This is a genomic window from Micromonospora sp. CPCC 205561, from assembly GCF_036906775.1.
Classification (GTDB): domain Bacteria; phylum Actinomycetota; class Actinomycetes; order Mycobacteriales; family Micromonosporaceae; genus Micromonospora.
Map to the genome: position 1 here is coordinate 16,324 of NZ_JBAKHV010000063.1, position 15,209 is coordinate 31,532.

A 15,209-nucleotide genomic window follows, 5' to 3' on the forward strand; every position below is an offset into this window, starting at 1 on the left:
CCCCGCGTGCGTGCGCACCGAACCTCCCCGACATGGTTGCGGCCGCCCGGGACCGACACGATGGGTAGCCGATCTCCACGGGAGCATACCGGGTGGCCCGCCCAGCCACCGCTCGCCGTCAGCAGGTGCGGGCGGGACGTCGGGGTGCCGCCGGAACACGTTCTCCGGGTCGACGCGCCCCCACGCCGCCGCCGGCGGGGGAGCGGAACCAGCGCCGACGCGGGGCCCGGGCCTGCGCCCCGGCCCCGCTCGGCCGCCCCGGCGGGGCTCAGGCCCGGCGCTCGGCGGTGACGAACAGGAACGTCCCGGGAGCGGCCTGGTGGCGGACCACGAGGCCGGCCCGCTCCAGCCACGCCCGGATCTCCGCCAGCTCGAACAGCGGGAACCCGTCCGGCCACCCCGGAAAGTGGTGGGACCGCTGGAAGTGGCGGTAGACCGGGTCGGGCGCCCGCAGGAAGGTCATCATCGTCAGGAGTCCACCCGGGCGCAGGCACCGGCCGATCTCGTCGATCACCCGTCCCGGATCCGGCATCGCCTGCAACGCGTTCCAGCAGTTGACGCCGTCGAGGCTGGCGTCGGCGAACGGCAGTTCCAGGGCGCTGGCGCGCACCGCCGGGATCCGCGGCAGCCGGGTACGCAGGTCCAGCAGCATCGCCTCACTGAGGTCCAGCGCCAGCACCTGCCGCGGGCCGACCGCCTCGGCCAGCACCGAGGTCCAGCGGCCCGCGCCGGCGGCCAGGTCGAGCACGGTCCCGGCCGGACTGCCGGAGCGCGTGGTGAGGTACGCGTCCTCGTCGGCGGGGGTCACGGCACCGTCCCAGTTCATGCCCATCACCCTCAGGAAGGACGGACGCATCCCACTCTCGTAGTGGAACCCGATCCCGCTCATCGCCGCGGCGTTCTGCAGCACGTCCTTCTCGACGTCCTCCGGGGCGTCGCTGCGACCGGTACCGGGCCGCATCCGCTGGGACAGGTCCAGCACCCCGCGCGTGACCGCGTATCCGGCGCCGCAGTCCTGGCAGGCGAGCCGGTTCTCGGCGGGCCGGAGCGGGCCACGGCAGTCCGGGCAGCACAGCGCCTCCAGATGCGGGGTGTAGGCCTCCGGCGGGAGCTCCTGCGGGGAGCCGGCCGCGACGGCCGGCTGCGAAGCGCCCACGGCCTTGTCGGTGGGCGTCCCGTGCTGGATCGCCCAGTACGCCTTGGCGCCCATGTACGCGTACACCGACCGGGTGTCCCAGTGCCAGGTCCGGGTGATCTGCTCGCGGCTGAGGCCGGCGATCCACTGCCGGTCGAAGTCGCGTTCCTGCCCGGTCAGTCCCCAGTCCCACGGCGAGGGCCAGGAGCGGCCGATGTCCGGGTCGTCGTAGTCGAGCTCGCGCAAGCACCGGTCCAGCCGGGTCCGGTCGTCCGGTGCCAGCCGTACCCCCGTCACCGCGGCCAGGATCCGGTCGCGGTCGGCGGGGAAGTGCCCGAGCAGGTACAGCAGGGCGAACGTCAGCGGCTCGTCGCCGGTCAGGCCGCGGGCCAGTTCGAGGTACCGCTCCAACCCGGCGCGTACGGCGGTGTGGACCTCGCCGCCGGTCTCGGGATACTCCGCCTCGGCCAGCAGACCCAGCAACACCAGCAGGTATCCCTGCTGCGCCGCCGGCGCCCGGTCGAGCGCCGCCCGCAGGTCGCCGACGGCCGCCGCCGCGCGATCGGTGAGCGTGCCGTCGCGCCACACCGTCTCGGTGAGCCGTTGGAACTCGGCCGCCCGGCGGTCGGGCGGCGCGCTGGTGAACGCGTCCAGCAGGTCACGGACGCCCGCTCGTACGGTGGAATCGGTCATGGAGGGTCCTTTCCCAGATGGTGGCCGTCCTGGCGGGTCAGTTCCAGGGCTTGTGGACGGTGATGACCGCGTAGCCGATCTGGCTCGCCCCCGGTGTGAAGAAGGACTCCAGCGTCCGTCGGAGTTCGTCGACGGCCGCCTCGCCGAACCGGGCGGCCAGCTCGTCGCGCCGGCTGTCCACGGCCTGCAGGTACTTGGGGCCCATCCCGAACACCCGTGGCCCGCACTGCAGGTACTCCGCCAGCTCGAAGCCGGCCTCGCGCAACGGGTCCAGCCACTCGGCCACCGACAGCAGCCACTTCGCCCCGAAGTTGGCGGCGAACTGGCTGGCGGCCACGACGCCGAGCCCCTCCCGGGTGGGCTCGGTCAGGGAGAGCCGGCCACCGGGGCGCAGGACCCGGTGCAGGCCCCTGAGCGCATGCCCGAGGTCACTGACGTAGACGAGGGCCTCCATCGCGACCACCGCGTCGAAGCTGCCGTTTGGGAAGTCCAGCGAGGTGTAGTCGGCGGAGCGGAAGGTGACCTGGTCGGCCAGTCCGGCCGCCCGGGCCCGGGCGGTCGCCTCGGCAACCTGGCGGGTGCTGATGTTGACGCCGGTGACCCGCACCCCGTACTCGGCGGCGAGCTGGATCGCCGGGGCGCCGAGGCCGCAACCGACGTCGAGGACCCGCTCACCCTCGCGTAGCCGCAGCGAATCCGCCACCTTGCGGGTCAGCCGCTGCGAGGCCTCGATCAGCGGGGCCTGGTCCTCGTCGTCGTACCAGTAGGCCAGATGCACCTGGCCGTCGTTGAACGCGTCCGACATGTCGGTCGACTCGTCGAACATCGCGGCGATCTCGTCCGACTCCGGCATCTCGCCAGTGGTCGTCGGGCTCTCCATGGCCCCTCCTCTCGCGCTGGGACCGGATCCACCGAGCCCTCGCACCAATGGTTGCGGCGGTGCTGGTGGCATGCATCTTCATGGTTGCGCCGGTCGCCGCGGCGATTGCGCGGGGCGTTCCCCATAACGCAAGGGGGGCCGTTTTTGGCACCTGGTGGACAACAAACTGAGCAATCTCGAAGAACTCGGCGGCTCGTCGCAGCGAATAGCCTGCTCCACAGGAAAAGACATAGAGAATCGGACATATATGAGCGTATCCAGCGTCTCCGGCGGGACCAGAACGGGCAGGCTTGATTCGTTGACCGGCCTGCGGTTCATCGCGGCACTTATGGTCTTCGTCTATCACGGCACGGTGCTGTCCGTGTTCGCCGACACCACGGTGCAAAAGGGCTACAGCTCGGTGGTCGACAACGCGGGCGCGATGGGCGTCTCGTTCTTCTTCGTGCTGAGCGGCTTCGTCCTCACCTGGTCCGCCCGGCCGAGTGACAGACTGCGGCGGTTCTGGCGGCGGCGGGCCGTCAAGGTTCTCCCCAACCACGTCGTGGCCTACGTGATCGCCCTCGTGCTCCTGCTGGCGGCCGGCGAGACGATCCGGGTCGGGTCCGCGCTCGCCACTCTCTTCCTGGTGCACAGCTGGATCCCCGACCCCCACTTCGTCGCCACCTCGATCAACGGGGTGACCTGGTCCCTCTCCGTCGAGGTCGTCTGCTACCTGCTGTTCCCGCTGGTGCTGCCGCTGATCAACAAGATCAGGGAGAACCGGCTGTGGCTCTCGTACGCGGGGGTGGTGGCGCTCGCGCTGCTGGTGCCGGTGGTGGCGCTCACGCTCCTGCCCGGGCAGCCGCCGAGCCCGTTCGCGCCGGACACGTCCTGGCCGCAGATGTGGTTCACGCACTTCTTCCCGCTCGCCCGGGGGCTGGAATTCCTCGCCGGGATGGTCATGGCACGGATCGTGCTGAGCGGCCGTTGGATCAACATGGGTGTCGCGCCGGCCGTGCTGCTCGCCGGGCTGGTCTACGTGGTCTCCCTGCAACTGCCGACCATCTACGGGTTCGCGTCGCTGTACCCGCTGCCGCTCAGCCTCCTGATCGCGGCCGCGGCGACCGCGGACGTGCGGGGGCACCGAAGCTGGTTGAGCAGCCGCCCGATGGTCTGGCTGGGCGATCTCTCCTACGCCTTCTTCCTGCTGCACCTGTTCGTGATGTTCAACCTGCACGCCGCCACGGGCGGCGAGTGGGCCGCGATCGGCACCTATCAGCGGCAGTCGTGGAGCACCCCGGTGGCGCTGCTGTTCCTCCTCGGCGAGCTGCTCGTCTGCATCCTGCTGGCCAGGCTCATGTACCGGCTCGTGGAGGCACCGGCGATGCGCAGGTGGGCCAGTCCGCGGCGGCGCGAACCCGATGCGGCTCCGGTCGCGTCGGGCGGCCGCCGGCCGGACCCGGCGGCGGACCCGGAACCGCTGCCTCCGCCGATCCGGTCGGAGGACACCCGGCCCGAAATCGCCGCCGGGTCGCCTCCGGCCAACTAGCGCGTCGACGGTCAGTTCCGTGGGCGGCACGGTCACCAGGACCGCTCCGCGGAGCGCGGTCCACGAACGGTCACCGGGTCGGCGACACGCCGGACGGCGTCCGCCGCGCCCGACGACCGGTCTTCGCTCGCCGAACCTCCGGCGGGCGGGAGCCGTCCCCGCCGGATAAGCGACGACGAGAGGCGTTCGACCCCGCGCACGCCGAAGGCCCGCCCGCGCACGCCCGGGCGGGCCTTCGGCGTGCGCGGGCCGGGCCTGCGCGGTCTCGGGCGGCGGGGCGGCGTCGTCAGCCCTCGACCCCAGCCCGACCGGCGCACGGCCGGGCCCCGGGCGACCGCCGGGCCCCGGTCGCGTCCCACCAGGCGGGCGGTGCCGCGATTTGCCCGGCCGGGCATGTCGAGATCCGGGTCCCGACTCCGACCTTTGTATAGGTGCGCACCCGGGCTGGTCCGGGGGCGGGAGCGAAAGGGTGTTTCATGCGGGACATGACGGCAGCGCCGACAGATGGGCTCGCGGCCAAGGTGTCGCGGCTGCGCAAGGAGGTCACCGGCCAGGTGATCACGCCAGACGACGCGGACTACGAGCGCGCTCGTACCGTGTTCGCCGGAAACATCGACCGGCGGCCGGCCGTCATCGTCCGCGCGGCCGACTCCGCCGACGTGGTCCGCGTCATCGCGTTCGCGCGGGAGACGGGCCTGCCGTTCTCGGTACGCAGCGGCGGGCACAGCACGTACGCCGTCTGGGACGACGGGCTGGTGCTCGACCTCTCCGCGCTGCGGGAGCTGGACATCGACGTCGAGGGGCGGACCGCCTGGGCCGGGCCGGGGCTGACCTCGCTGGAGTACCTCCGGGCCGCCGCCGAGCACGGGCTGTCCACCGGGTTCGGCGACACCGGTTCGGTGGGCCTGGGCGGGCTGACTCTCGGCGGCGGCGTGGGCTACCTGGTGCGCCGGTACGGGCTGACCATCGACAGCCTGCTCGCGGCCGACGTGGTCACCGCCGACGGCGAGCTGGTGCGCGCGGACGCGGACAACCACCCCGACCTGTTCTGGGCGATCCGGGGCGGCGGCGGCAACTTCGGCGTGGTCACCCGGCTCCAGTTCCGGCTGCACCCGGTCGGCAACATCTTCGGCGGCACGCTGGTCCTGCCCGCCACCGCGGAGGTGATCGCGTCCTACATGGAGGCGGCCAAGGCGGCGCCGGACGAGCTGTCCAGCATCGTGAACGTGATGCCGGCGCCGCCGATGCCGTTCCTGCCGGAGGAGGTCCACGGCACGCCGGTCGTGATGGCGACGCTGGTGTACTGCGGTGACGACGTCGAGGCGGGGGAGCGGGCCGTGGCGCCGTTCCGGAAGCTGGCGACGCCGCTTGCCGACATGGTGCAGGCGATGCCGCTGCTGGACATCTACGAGCCGGAGGACCCGGACTACCACCCGGTCACGGTGGCCCGCAACCTGTTCATCGACGACTTCGACCTGGCCGCGGCCGAGCGGGTGCTGGATTTCCTGGGCTCGTCGACCGCGATGATGCCGGTGGCGCAGCTGCGGGTACTGGGCGGGGCGATGGCGCGGGTGCCGGCGGACGCGACCGCGTTCGCGCACCGCGACCGCGAGATGATGGTCGTCGCCGCGGCGGTGTATCAGGACGTCGCCGAGACGCCGGTGCACTGGCAGTGGGCCACCGAGTTCATGGCGGCGATGCGGCAGGGCGAGTGCGGTGCGTACGTCAACTTCCTGTACGACGACGGCGCGGAGCGCGTCCACGAGGCGTACCCGGAGGCGACGTACCGGCGGCTGGCCGACGTCAAGCGCCGATACGACCCGGACAACCTGTTCCGGTTGAACGTCAATATCCCGCCGAGCCGGTAGGTACGCGGACGGCGCGATGCCGCACGTTGAAAGATGAGTGTCACGGCGGGGGAGTGCGAGAGTCGAATCGCTTTGTGGATCGCCGCACCCACGACCAGAGGAACCGCCATGACAAAGCACGCGGAGAAAACCCACGTCGAACGGACCGACCCGCCCGTAATCACCGTCCCGCGACAGACGCCGCCCACCGCCCCCGATCGGCCGGGGGAGTGGTGGCGCCAGCGGTACCTCTGGCTGGTGCTTCTCCTCGGCGTTGTCGCATTTAACCTAATCTATGCGTTGCCGAGTTACCTGAGCCTCGATCCGAGCCAGTCGCGCAGCGGACTCGACCCGTCGGTGTCCGCGCACTTCGGGATCCTCGTGGCGCACGTGGTCTTCGGCAACGTGGCGATGGTGACGGTTCTGTTGCAGCTGTGGCCGTGGTTGCGCCGCAACCACCCGAAGGTGCACCGGATCAGCGGGCGGGTCTACATCCTGGCCGGCGTGTTGCCCGCGACCGGGCTGGCCCTGTTCGCGCTCATCCCGCTGCGGCCGACCCAGGCCGGCAGCATCGGCCTCGCAACCATGGGCGTGCTGTGGGTCGCCACCACTGCGGTCGGGTGGCGGAGGGCTCGCCAGCACCGGTACGCCGAGCACCGGCGCTGGATGATCTACAGCTTCGCGCTGGCGCTGGGCACCACCTGGGGTCGCGTGATCTCGGTCGTCCTCACCACGTTCCCGAGCCTGACCGTCAGTGTCGACGTGCTGGTGGAGGTCGCCAACTGGTTCGGCTGGACGGTGAACCTGCTGATCGCGCACTGGTGGATCGAGAGTCGGGCCAAGCGGTCGAGCAAGGCCGGTGGGCAGGTCGTCACGTACCCCTCGCCGGTGCGCTGACCGCACGAGACGGCCCGGTGGGTTGCCGCGACGCGACCCACCGGGCCGTCTCGTGCGCCCGGGCCCACGCCGACGCCGGTGGTTGTCGCCGGGGACGGCGCCGGACCGTACGGCCGTGGGGTCTGCGCCGCCGCCGGCGGCCCCGCGCCCGGTAGCCGGCCGGCCCGGGGGATCAGCAGCGCGGTGCGTACGTCGGCCGCGTCACGGCAGCGGACGATGACATCCGGGGGTTCCATGGTGGACGGAAGGGTGGCGCGGCCGCTCGCGGGCCGGATCGCCGGGCGGCACGACAGTGCGGCGGACATCCCGGCGCGGGTCGCTCACCGCGCCGCGCGGGGCCGCGTCACCGCAGGCGGGAGGAGCCGGGGACGATGTCGCCCCGGAACAGCCCGTCCGGGTCGACCCGCAGCCGTACCCGGTCGACCGCGTCGACCACGTCCGGATCCAGGTGCGCCTGCGGCTGGCTGACGCTCTCCACGAAGGTGGGCGTGGTGCGCCCGGTGTCCCACGGCGCGAGCGCGGCACGCACCACGGCGCAGTGCTTCTCGATGTCGGCGGCGCCGTCCGGGCCGAACGGGACGGCCGAGCCGAGGTAGGCGTAGGCCGCGTCCAGGTGCCGGAACGCGCCGCCGTCGTCGGCCGGGACGGCGAACGCGCCGCCGAGGTGGCGCAGTTCGGCGCTGATCAGCGGGGAACCCGAGCCGGGCCCGGTCACGTCCAGGAAGGTGGCCGCGCCGCGGTCGCCCAGGTCGCCGAGGAGCATGTGGTCGCCCGTCATCGGTGCCGGCTCGTTCGGACCGAGCTGCGCGTGCACCGCCTCGCCGGGCGAACACAACTGCCACGTGTCCAGCACCGGTTCGCCGATCGTCCGCAGCGGACCCAACAGGCCCTGCGCCTGCTGCCAGGCCAGCCGCGGATCCGATCCGCCACCCAGGACCGTGCCGGCGACACCGATCACGGTGCGGGCCCGGAGACCGTCCGGTACCACCGGCAGGTCCGGCAGGTTGAGCACCTGGAGCGAGGTGGTCGCCTCCGGCGGCGCGGCAGCCGTCCACTCGCGCCACCGGTCCATCACCTCGGCGGCCCGGGTACCCGACCAGTAGGTCGCCCCGGTGGACACCAGGCGGGCCGGGAACAGGGCGATCTCGATCGCGGTCACCACACCGAACCCACCGCCGCCGCCGCGTACCGCCCAGAACAGGTCGGGGTCCTCGGCCAGGTCCACCCGGCGCAGCTCGGCGTCGGCGGTGACCAGCTCCACCGCCCGCACGCTGTTGACCGCCAGGCCCACCTTCCGGCCGTAGACGCTGATCCCGCCGCGCAGCGAGTAGCCCACCACACCCACGCCCGCCGACGTGCCGTGCGGCGCGGCCAGCCCGTACGCGGCGGCGGCGTCGACCACCTCGGCCCACCGGGTGCCGGCCGGCACCCGGGCCAGCCGGCGCTCCGGGTCCACCCGGACCCCGCCGTCGAGTTGTGTCCTGACGAGCACCGCGTCATCCATGGCGCGGGCGGCGCCGGCGCCGTGGCCGGTGCTGTGCACGCGGACCGCCAGCCGCTCGGCGCGGGCGAAGCGCACCGCGGCCCGGACGTCCCGGACGGTGTGCGCGGTCAGGGCCGCCGCCGGACGCGCCGGCGCGTGCAGGTTGAACACCTGCGTCGCGGCCTCGTAGTCCGGCTCTCCGGCCACCGCGACGCCCGCTTCCCGTCCACCGGCCACGGTCATGGCAGAACCTCCCGACAGGCTCGTCGACTCGGGTGCCGCTCCAATGTCACACGCGACCGCGCGGCGCGGACCTTCTGGATTGCGCTGTGTGCCGCGTGCGGCGAGGTCCCGGCGGGCTGGCGCGACGCCGGCCGGACGGGCAGCCGGCAGGAGTGCCTCGAACACATCGAGCGGGTCTGGACCGACATGCGCCCGCGCAGCCTGCGCCGGGCCGGGAAGGAAGATCCCGCGCATCCGACCCGATAGACCGCACGGAGCGAAGGGCCGGCCGCGCGGCCGGCCCTTCGCTCCGGATCAGAACGCCGGGGGAATCTCCTCGCCGGTCACCGTGTCGACGAGGGTGATGGCCTCCACCGGGCAGAATCCGGCGGCCTCGCGGATCTCGGGGTTCGGCTCCATCACCTCGGCCAGCGGCCGAGAGACGCCGTCCACCACGGCGAAGTGCCCGGCTGCGGCACTTTCGCACATGCTCGACCCGGTACACCGGTTCCGGTCCACGGCGACCCGCCAGCCGGTCTTTTCCCCGGACTCGTCCGAACGCACGATGACTTCCGCCCTCACCCCGACGTCGGAAATGCTCGCGGTCGCTATTCGGCGATCCGGGTACGCATCGTCCGGCGGAAGGCGATCGGGCCGTCGTCCGCGGGATCGGCGCCCGTCTGGCGTTCGAAATGCTCGTAGCCGCCGTAGTGCTCGATCTTCACCCTCTCGCCGGCAGCCACGGCTTTGAGCAGGCGACGTTCGGGCGGAAGGTCCGCCGGACCGCCCTCCAGGACAACATCCACGAGGCTGTCGTCCGCGAGATGACCCATCGCCATGCCCCTCCTCGACAGTTCTGGCGCGAATGACGTCCGGAAACAGGATCTCGGCGCCTTGACATTCGACGGTGATCAATCGGGGGAACGGGCCCCACCCCTCACGGACCCCTATCGGGAAAGCCGGTGGCGGCCGCATTCGCCGATCCACTTGCTTACCCGGTGATTACCGGCTTGTTCCACGGCGGATCGTATGTTCGTCAGCGCGGCAATAGACGAGATCACCTCGCATCGCGGTCACCTGCGAACAGGAGTCAGCATGGCAACGTTGGGCCCCACCGCGCCGGCCGGCAAGGCCGACAGTCCGCCGCCCTTCCCGATGCGCCGCTCCGGGTGCCCCTTCAACCCGCCCCCGGAGTACGAGACGCTGCGCTCGACGGAACCGGTGTCCCGGGCCATGCTTCGCGACGGCAGCATCGTCTGGCTGGTCTCGCGGTACGCCGACGTCCAGGCCGCGCTCACCGACCCCCGGATCAGCAGCGACAGCACCATCCCGGGCATTCCCGTGGCCGGCGGTTCCATGGTGGACCGGCAAGGACGGCGTTCGGCGTTCGTCCGGATGGACCCGCCCGAGCACGACATATACCGCAAACTGCTGATGCCCAACTTCACGATGCGCAAGATCCGCACCCTACGCCCGCGGATCCAGCAGATGGTGGACGATGCGCTGGACGTCATGCGGGACAGTGGCCAGCCCGCCGACCTCGTGAACCTGGTGGCGCTACGGGTGCCGTCGGTGCTCACCTGCGAACTTCTCGGCGTGCCGGAGTCCGAGCACCACTTCTTCCAGACCCGCGCGAATATCCTGCTCGAGCGCAGCCTCACGATGAGCGACGCCCGGACCGCCGTGATGGAGATGCGCACCCACCTGCTCGCCCTGTTGGAGGAGAAACGCCGTAACCCGGGCGACGACATCCTCACCAAACTCGCGCACGCACCGGCCGAACTCGAGCTGGCGGATTCCGAGCTCGCCGGCGCGGCCCAGAGCGTGCTGAACGCATCGCACGAGGCGACCGCCAACATGATCGCCCTCGGCACGCTGGTCCTGCTGGAACACCCCGGTACGCTCGCCGAACTGAAAGCCGACCCGGCCCTGTGGCCCAAGGCTGTCGAGGAGTTGCTCCGCTACCTCAGCGTCGCCGATCTGGTTCTGCCCCGGATCGCCAAGGAGGACGTCGAGATCGCGGGACAACGGATCGCGGCCGGTGAGGGTCTGTATCTCCTCGCCGCCTCGGCCAACCACGACAAGGAATTCTTCGAAAATCCGGACACCTTCGACATTCATCGCTCGACGCGCGGGCACATGGCGTACGGCTACGGCACCCACCAGTGCATCGGCCAGAACATCGCCAATGCGGAGCTGGAGATCGTCTTCGAGACCCTGTTCCGGCGGTTCCCCGACCTGCGCTGCACCGTGCCGCTCGAGGAGCTTTCGTACAAACACGAGAGCGCCCTTTTCGGCGTTTACGAATTGCCGGTCACCTGGTGAACTGGTGAGACGGAGCGGCCGGCCGGGATCGGCCGGCCGCTCCGTCTCCCACGTACGATCAGCGCGGTCCGGAATCGGCGCCGGTCACGAAATCAATCACCTGGCGGACCACCTCCGGCGCGGACATGATGCGGTGGTGACCGAGCCCTTCGGTGGTGACCAGACGGGCCCCGGCGCCGTACGCCTCGGCCAGCAGCTCCGCCTGGTGATAGGAGATGACCCGGTCCTTGCGGTGCGCCGGCCTCGGGCAGGCCGGCGACGATCTGGTCGACGCCCCACCGGTTGATGTCCTGCACGTGGTAGGAGATGTCGTCCGGTCGCGGGTGCGGGCGTACCAGGAAGTAGGCCGCGCCGAGAGCGGCGACCGGCTTGTTCCTCGTCGGGGCACCAAGGGGCACCTCCGGGCTCACCTCGGGCTCACATAGGGTCAATCCATCGAAGGATGGCTCTAAAAAAGATCGCAAGAAGAGCAACAAGCAGCAGGTGAAGCCTGCTGTGTAAGGGTGCGCCCGGCAGGATTCGAACCTGCGGCCTTGGGATTAGAAGTCCCCTGCTCTATCCGCTGAGCTACGGGCGCGCGCGTGCGTGTCGCGCGAGAAGGGTACCGCCGCCCATCGGGTGACCGGCGGAACGGGTGGTCGCGTTCCACGTCGCGGACCAGGGTCGCACGCCTCCGCGGCGCCGGTCATCCGGGTTCCGCCGTCCGCGCGGCCGGGGCAGCGGCGGGTCGTACCCTCGGCTGGTGCTGCTTGACCCGGACACCGAGAACGACGTCGCCTACGAGCTGTGCCAGCTCCTCGGCCGCGCCATCCTGCCGATCCGCCGCGCCGACGCCGACGGGGGCGCCGACGCCGACGCGGGCGCCGACGCCGACGCGGGCGCCGAGGCCGGGGACGGCGACCGGGGCGAGGGGACCGCGTTCCTCTTCGCCGCGCGGGGCCGGGAGCACCTGTTGACCGCCGACGCCCTGGTCCGCGTCGGGGCGGGGCGGATCGGGCTGCGGCCGAGCGTGACCGAACCGGGCGCGGCGGCCGACTCCGTGGCCCTGGCGGGCCTCGCCGGTGGCTGGCGGCACCACGGGGAACTCGGCGTCGCCGCCCTGCCCACCGCCGGCCTGCACGAGCATGCCGCCGGGGAGGGCTGGCGGTGGCGTACCCAGCAGGTGCCGGATTCGATCGCGGCCGACCGGGACGTGATCGCCCGGATCGGCGCGGAGCCGGGCTCCGCGGTCGTGCTCGCCCACGGGGTCGGCGCGGGTGGGGCCCGGCCGCTGGAGGTGGCGATCGAGCGGGTGGCGCGGGTGGGCGACGCCGTCCGGCTCACGGCCGAACTGCCGGCGGGCTACGCGGGCGCGCCGGTGTTCGGCGTGCTGGCCGGCCGCGACGGCGAGGTGGGGCTGCGCTGCCTGGGCCTGGTGCTGCCGGCCCGCGGCGGCGGCCACCCGCTGGCCACGTTCGACCGGATCCGGGAGGCCGTGGGCGCCGGCTGAGGCGGGCGGCGCCCGGCTCAGCCGCCCTGCGCGGAGGCGTCCGCCGGGTCGGTCTCGTCCGCCGGGCGCCGGGCCGTCGGCGGGCGCTCGCCGACGCGGACCGTGGGCCCGGCGTCGAAGAACGCGTCGGCCCAGCGCCCGACCTCCTCGAAGACCTTCTCCCGTACGGCGGGGCCGGAGAGCGTGAGGTCGTGCATGCCGCCGTCGAAGCGGGCCAGCGTGACGTGCCGACCGAGGCGGGGCGCCCAGCGGACCATGTGCTCGACGTCGAGGACGGCGTCGGCGAGGGCCGCCGACTCGTGCCACTTCGTGCCCCGGAACGAGCGGGTCGAGCAGGCGAGCAGCACCGGCACCTGGATGTCCAGGCCGGCGCGGAGCTGCCGCTGGGCGGTACGGATGGCGTTCAGCCAGCCGGCCCGGACGGGGAACCCGGCGAGCGGCTTCCAGGTCAGGTCGTAGTTCCACTCGCCGTGGTGCTCGGCGTGGATGCTCTCGCTGTAGACCGTGCCGAGCCCGAACGGCAGCACCCGGCGCGGCGCCCGGCGGCCCAGCCGGCCGACGGCGGCCGCGAGCGGGCGGCGTACCAGCCACGGGGCGTTGATGTCGAAGAAGGGGCTGTTCAGGAAGAGGCCGTCGATGATCCCGGCGTCGCGGCGGGCGTGCGCCCAGAGCGGCATGATCAGTCCGCCGGTGGAGTGGCCCATCGCGAGCAGTGTGTCGTGCCCGTCGTCCTCGCGGACGATCCGCGCGGCGGCGTCCAGCTCGGGGAAGTACTCGCTGACGTCGCGGCAGAAGTTCGGCGTCTGGTGGGGCCGCAGGCTGCGTCCGTGCTTGCGCAGGTCGAGGGCGTAGAAGTCCCACCCCCGCTCGGCGAAGAAGTCGCCGAGGTGGCCCTGGAAGAAGTAGTCGGTGAAGCCGTGCGTGTAGAGCACGGCCCGCCCGGTCGGGCGGTCGGCCCGGCGACGGACCAGGGTGGCGACCACCGGTCCCTCGTCGTCGGTGCCCAGGTCGATCGTCTGCCGCTCGTACGGCGGGCCCAGCACGTCGGGTTCCACGACCGCGACGGTACGCCGGGAAGCTACCGGACGGTAGCCCGTGCGGTGCCCGGCCCCGCCCGCCCGCTCGCGGCGGGCGGGGTTCCGGGGCGCGCCTCAGACGGTCTCGGCCTCGGCGCGGGCCGGGTCGGTGTCGGGCTCGACCTCGGCGGCCGGCTGGGGGACCTCGCGCAGGTGCTTGTTGTGCCGCGGCTCCTGCTTGGTCTTCGCGTCGTTGAGCCGCCGGCGCAGGTCGTCACGGACGTCGTTGAGCGCCGCGTGCAGGTCCTCCTCGGCGGAGGTGGTGACGATCTTCTGCCGGCCGGCGATCCAGCACTCCAGGGTGACCTTCTGGCCCTTGGCCTCCCGGTCCTTCACCGACACCTCGATCTCGGTGGCGTCGGCGTGGAACCCGGCCAGCCGGGCGTCCAGCGTGGCGAACTGCTCCGCGATCCAGTTCCGGTCGCCCTGGGAGAATCCGGCGCCGACCCGCAGGCACTCCGCGACGGTGGCCGGGTTCGCGACGGCGCTCATCGCCGCACCCCACCGGTGACTGGGGCGGTTGCGGTGCTGGTCATCTTCATGATCGCTGACCTTTCGTTCGTCGTGCTGTCGGCGGTGCCGTTGATCGGTCCATACCCCGCCACGCTCCGTCCGGAACGTGATCCGTCCGGCACACCGATCGTCGCGGCGGGCGGGCGTACCCCGGGCCCCTCGGCCATAGCACAACGGGAGCTTGATCGGGTCGTCGTCCACAGCCGGTCCCGTCGTCCACAGGCCGGCGCGCGGTACCGGCACGACCGCACTGCGACCCCCCAGGCTCGACACCGAGTCGACTCGCGACGGCAAGCCTGATCTCCCCCTGGAGGGACGATGTTCGACACCTACGTCACGATCGTGGGCAACGTGCTGACCGCGCCGGAGTGGCGCCGCACCACCCAGAGCAACACCCTGGTGGCCAACTTCAAGGTCGCCTCGACCGCCCGTCGGCTCGACCGTGAGAGCGGCCGCTGGGTCGACGGCAACAGCCTGCGCGTCCGGGTCAACTGCTGGCGCAGGCTGGCCGAGGGGGTGGCCGCCTCGGTGATGGTCGGCGACCCGGTGGTGGTCTGCGGCCGGCTGTACACCCGCGACTGGACCGACGACGCCGGCAACCACCGCACGCTCTACGAGCTGGAGGCGGTCGCCGTGGGGCACGACCTGTCCCGGGGGCGCAGCCGGTTCCAGCGCAACCGGCCGACGATGACGACCAGCACCCTGGAGGACGCCGAGGCCGAGCAGCGCGTGCACGGCGAGGCGACCGAGCCGGTGCCGGCCGGCGAGGCACCCGCCCGGCCGGACGACCGGCCGCTCGACGACGACTTCGAGCCCGACTTCGGCTCGTACGCGGCCGGCCGGGGGCTGCCGTCGGACGCCGTCGACGGCTCGCTCGACCCCTTCGACGAGCCGGCCGACGACCCGCACGACCACCACGATCTCCACGGCGGGGAGGGCGACGGTCCGGAACCGGAGACGGACGACCTGCCGTCGGGCGACCGGACGCCGGACCCGGCGCGGGGCCCTGCCGACCCGGTGGAGGGGCCGCCCGACGCGGAGGCGGGCCAGCCGGCCGCCCAGGCCGGCGCGGGTGCCTCCCCGGCCGGGCGCGGTCGCCGGGGCCGCGGGCGGGTGCCGCA

14 protein-coding genes and 1 tRNA gene are annotated in these 15,209 nt (G+C 72.4%); 7 read left to right on the forward strand and 8 right to left on the reverse strand.

What is annotated here, in order from left to right:
- Positions 1–268: 268 nt before the first annotated feature.
- Together V6V16_RS24415 and V6V16_RS24420 are read right to left on the reverse strand one after the other, a co-directional pair.
- Positions 269–1,828, reverse strand: a complete 1,560-nt coding sequence (locus V6V16_RS24415) for a methyltransferase domain-containing protein (RefSeq protein ID WP_334565622.1) — start codon at positions 1,826–1,828, stop codon at positions 269–271.
- Between the two features lie 37 nt (positions 1,829–1,865).
- On the reverse strand, positions 1,866–2,708 hold the full coding sequence (locus V6V16_RS24420) for an SAM-dependent methyltransferase (RefSeq protein ID WP_334565623.1): 843 nt from the start codon (positions 2,706–2,708) through the stop codon (positions 1,866–1,868).
- A gap of 247 nt (positions 2,709–2,955) precedes the next feature.
- Between V6V16_RS24420 and V6V16_RS24425 the strand changes: the two genes are divergently transcribed.
- The 3 genes from V6V16_RS24425 to V6V16_RS24435 all read left to right on the forward strand — a co-directional run bounded on the left by V6V16_RS24425 (position 2,956) and on the right by V6V16_RS24435 (position 6,980).
- Positions 2,956–4,236, forward strand: a complete 1,281-nt coding sequence (locus V6V16_RS24425) for an acyltransferase family protein (RefSeq protein WP_334565625.1) — start codon at positions 2,956–2,958, stop codon at positions 4,234–4,236.
- A gap of 476 nt (positions 4,237–4,712) precedes the next feature.
- Positions 4,713–6,104 (forward strand): FAD-binding oxidoreductase, encoded by a 1,392-nt coding sequence (locus tag V6V16_RS24430; RefSeq protein ID WP_334565627.1) that lies wholly within the window; start codon positions 4,713–4,715, stop codon positions 6,102–6,104.
- A 279-nt stretch (positions 6,105–6,383) separates the two neighbouring features.
- Entirely contained in the window at positions 6,384–6,980 is a 597-nt protein-coding gene (locus V6V16_RS24435) for a DUF2306 domain-containing protein (RefSeq protein WP_334565628.1), read from the forward strand.
- A 343-nt stretch (positions 6,981–7,323) separates the two neighbouring features.
- On the opposite strand, the gene V6V16_RS24440 is transcribed toward V6V16_RS24435, so the two are convergent.
- Positions 7,324–8,706 carry an FAD-binding oxidoreductase gene (locus tag V6V16_RS24440; protein WP_334565629.1) on the reverse strand — a complete coding sequence of 461 codons (1,383 nt, stop codon included), beginning with the start codon at positions 8,704–8,706 and terminating at the stop codon, positions 7,324–7,326.
- Positions 8,707–8,784: 78 nt separating this feature from the next.
- Here V6V16_RS24440 and V6V16_RS24445 point away from each other — a divergent pair, with 78 nt between their 5' ends.
- Positions 8,785–8,952 carry an MbtH family protein gene (locus V6V16_RS24445; protein WP_334565650.1) on the forward strand — a complete coding sequence of 56 codons (168 nt, stop codon included), beginning with the start codon at positions 8,785–8,787 and terminating at the stop codon, positions 8,950–8,952.
- 48 nt (positions 8,953–9,000) lie between these two features.
- Here V6V16_RS24445 and V6V16_RS24450 read toward each other — a convergent pair whose 3' ends face one another.
- On the reverse strand, positions 9,001–9,174 hold the full coding sequence (locus V6V16_RS24450; RefSeq protein WP_334565630.1) for a ferredoxin: 174 nt from the start codon (positions 9,172–9,174) through the stop codon (positions 9,001–9,003).
- A gap of 119 nt (positions 9,175–9,293) precedes the next feature.
- The gene (locus tag V6V16_RS24455) at positions 9,294–9,524 is read right to left on the reverse strand and encodes a DUF5988 family protein (RefSeq protein ID WP_334565631.1); all 231 of its coding nucleotides are present in this window, start codon (positions 9,522–9,524) and stop codon (positions 9,294–9,296) included.
- A gap of 256 nt (positions 9,525–9,780) precedes the next feature.
- On the opposite strand from V6V16_RS24455, the gene V6V16_RS24460 reads away from it, so the two are divergent.
- Entirely contained in the window at positions 9,781–11,010 is a 1,230-nt protein-coding gene (locus tag V6V16_RS24460) for a cytochrome P450 (RefSeq protein WP_334565633.1), read from the forward strand.
- 504 nt (positions 11,011–11,514) lie between these two features.
- Here V6V16_RS24460 and V6V16_RS24465 read toward each other — a convergent pair.
- Positions 11,515–11,587 (reverse strand) — tRNA-Arg (locus tag V6V16_RS24465).
- Between the two features lie 165 nt (positions 11,588–11,752).
- Here V6V16_RS24465 and V6V16_RS24470 point away from each other — a divergent pair.
- Positions 11,753–12,499, forward strand: coding sequence for a hypothetical protein (locus V6V16_RS24470; protein ID WP_334565635.1), 747 nt, complete (start codon positions 11,753–11,755; stop codon positions 12,497–12,499).
- 17 nt (positions 12,500–12,516) lie between these two features.
- On the opposite strand, the gene V6V16_RS24475 is transcribed toward V6V16_RS24470, so the two are convergent.
- Positions 12,517–13,554, reverse strand: a complete 1,038-nt coding sequence (locus V6V16_RS24475) for an alpha/beta hydrolase (RefSeq protein ID WP_334565638.1) — start codon at positions 13,552–13,554, stop codon at positions 12,517–12,519.
- 96 nt (positions 13,555–13,650) lie between these two features.
- The gene (locus V6V16_RS24480) at positions 13,651–14,067 is read right to left on the reverse strand and encodes an HPF/RaiA family ribosome-associated protein (RefSeq protein WP_334565639.1); all 417 of its coding nucleotides are present in this window, start codon (positions 14,065–14,067) and stop codon (positions 13,651–13,653) included.
- Positions 14,068–14,406: 339 nt separating this feature from the next.
- On the opposite strand from V6V16_RS24480, the gene ssb reads away from it, so the two are divergent.
- Positions 14,407–15,209: single-stranded DNA-binding protein (gene ssb, locus V6V16_RS24485; protein WP_334565641.1), on the forward strand; the 803-nt coding region annotated here is incomplete at its 3' end.

Bases quoted from the DNA above. Each gene is read 5' to 3' on its own strand.
- V6V16_RS24440 (WP_334565629.1), bottom strand. From the start codon at position 8,706: ATGACCGTGGCCGGTGGACGGGAAGCGGGCGTCGCGGTGGCCGGAGAG.
- V6V16_RS24460 (WP_334565633.1), top strand. From the start codon at position 9,781: ATGGCAACGTTGGGCCCCACCGCGCCGGCCGGCAAGGCCGACAGTCCG.
- V6V16_RS24425 (WP_334565625.1), top strand. From the start codon at position 2,956: ATGAGCGTATCCAGCGTCTCCGGCGGGACCAGAACGGGCAGGCTTGAT.
- V6V16_RS24420 (WP_334565623.1), bottom strand. From the start codon at position 2,708: ATGGAGAGCCCGACGACCACTGGCGAGATGCCGGAGTCGGACGAGATC.
- V6V16_RS24455 (WP_334565631.1), bottom strand. From the start codon at position 9,524: ATGGCGATGGGTCATCTCGCGGACGACAGCCTCGTGGATGTTGTCCTG.
- V6V16_RS24450 (WP_334565630.1), bottom strand. From the start codon at position 9,174: ATGTGCGAAAGTGCCGCAGCCGGGCACTTCGCCGTGGTGGACGGCGTC.
- V6V16_RS24480 (WP_334565639.1), bottom strand. From the start codon at position 14,067: ATGAGCGCCGTCGCGAACCCGGCCACCGTCGCGGAGTGCCTGCGGGTC.
- V6V16_RS24430 (WP_334565627.1), top strand. From the start codon at position 4,713: ATGCGGGACATGACGGCAGCGCCGACAGATGGGCTCGCGGCCAAGGTG.
- V6V16_RS24415 (WP_334565622.1), bottom strand. From the start codon at position 1,828: ATGACCGATTCCACCGTACGAGCGGGCGTCCGTGACCTGCTGGACGCG.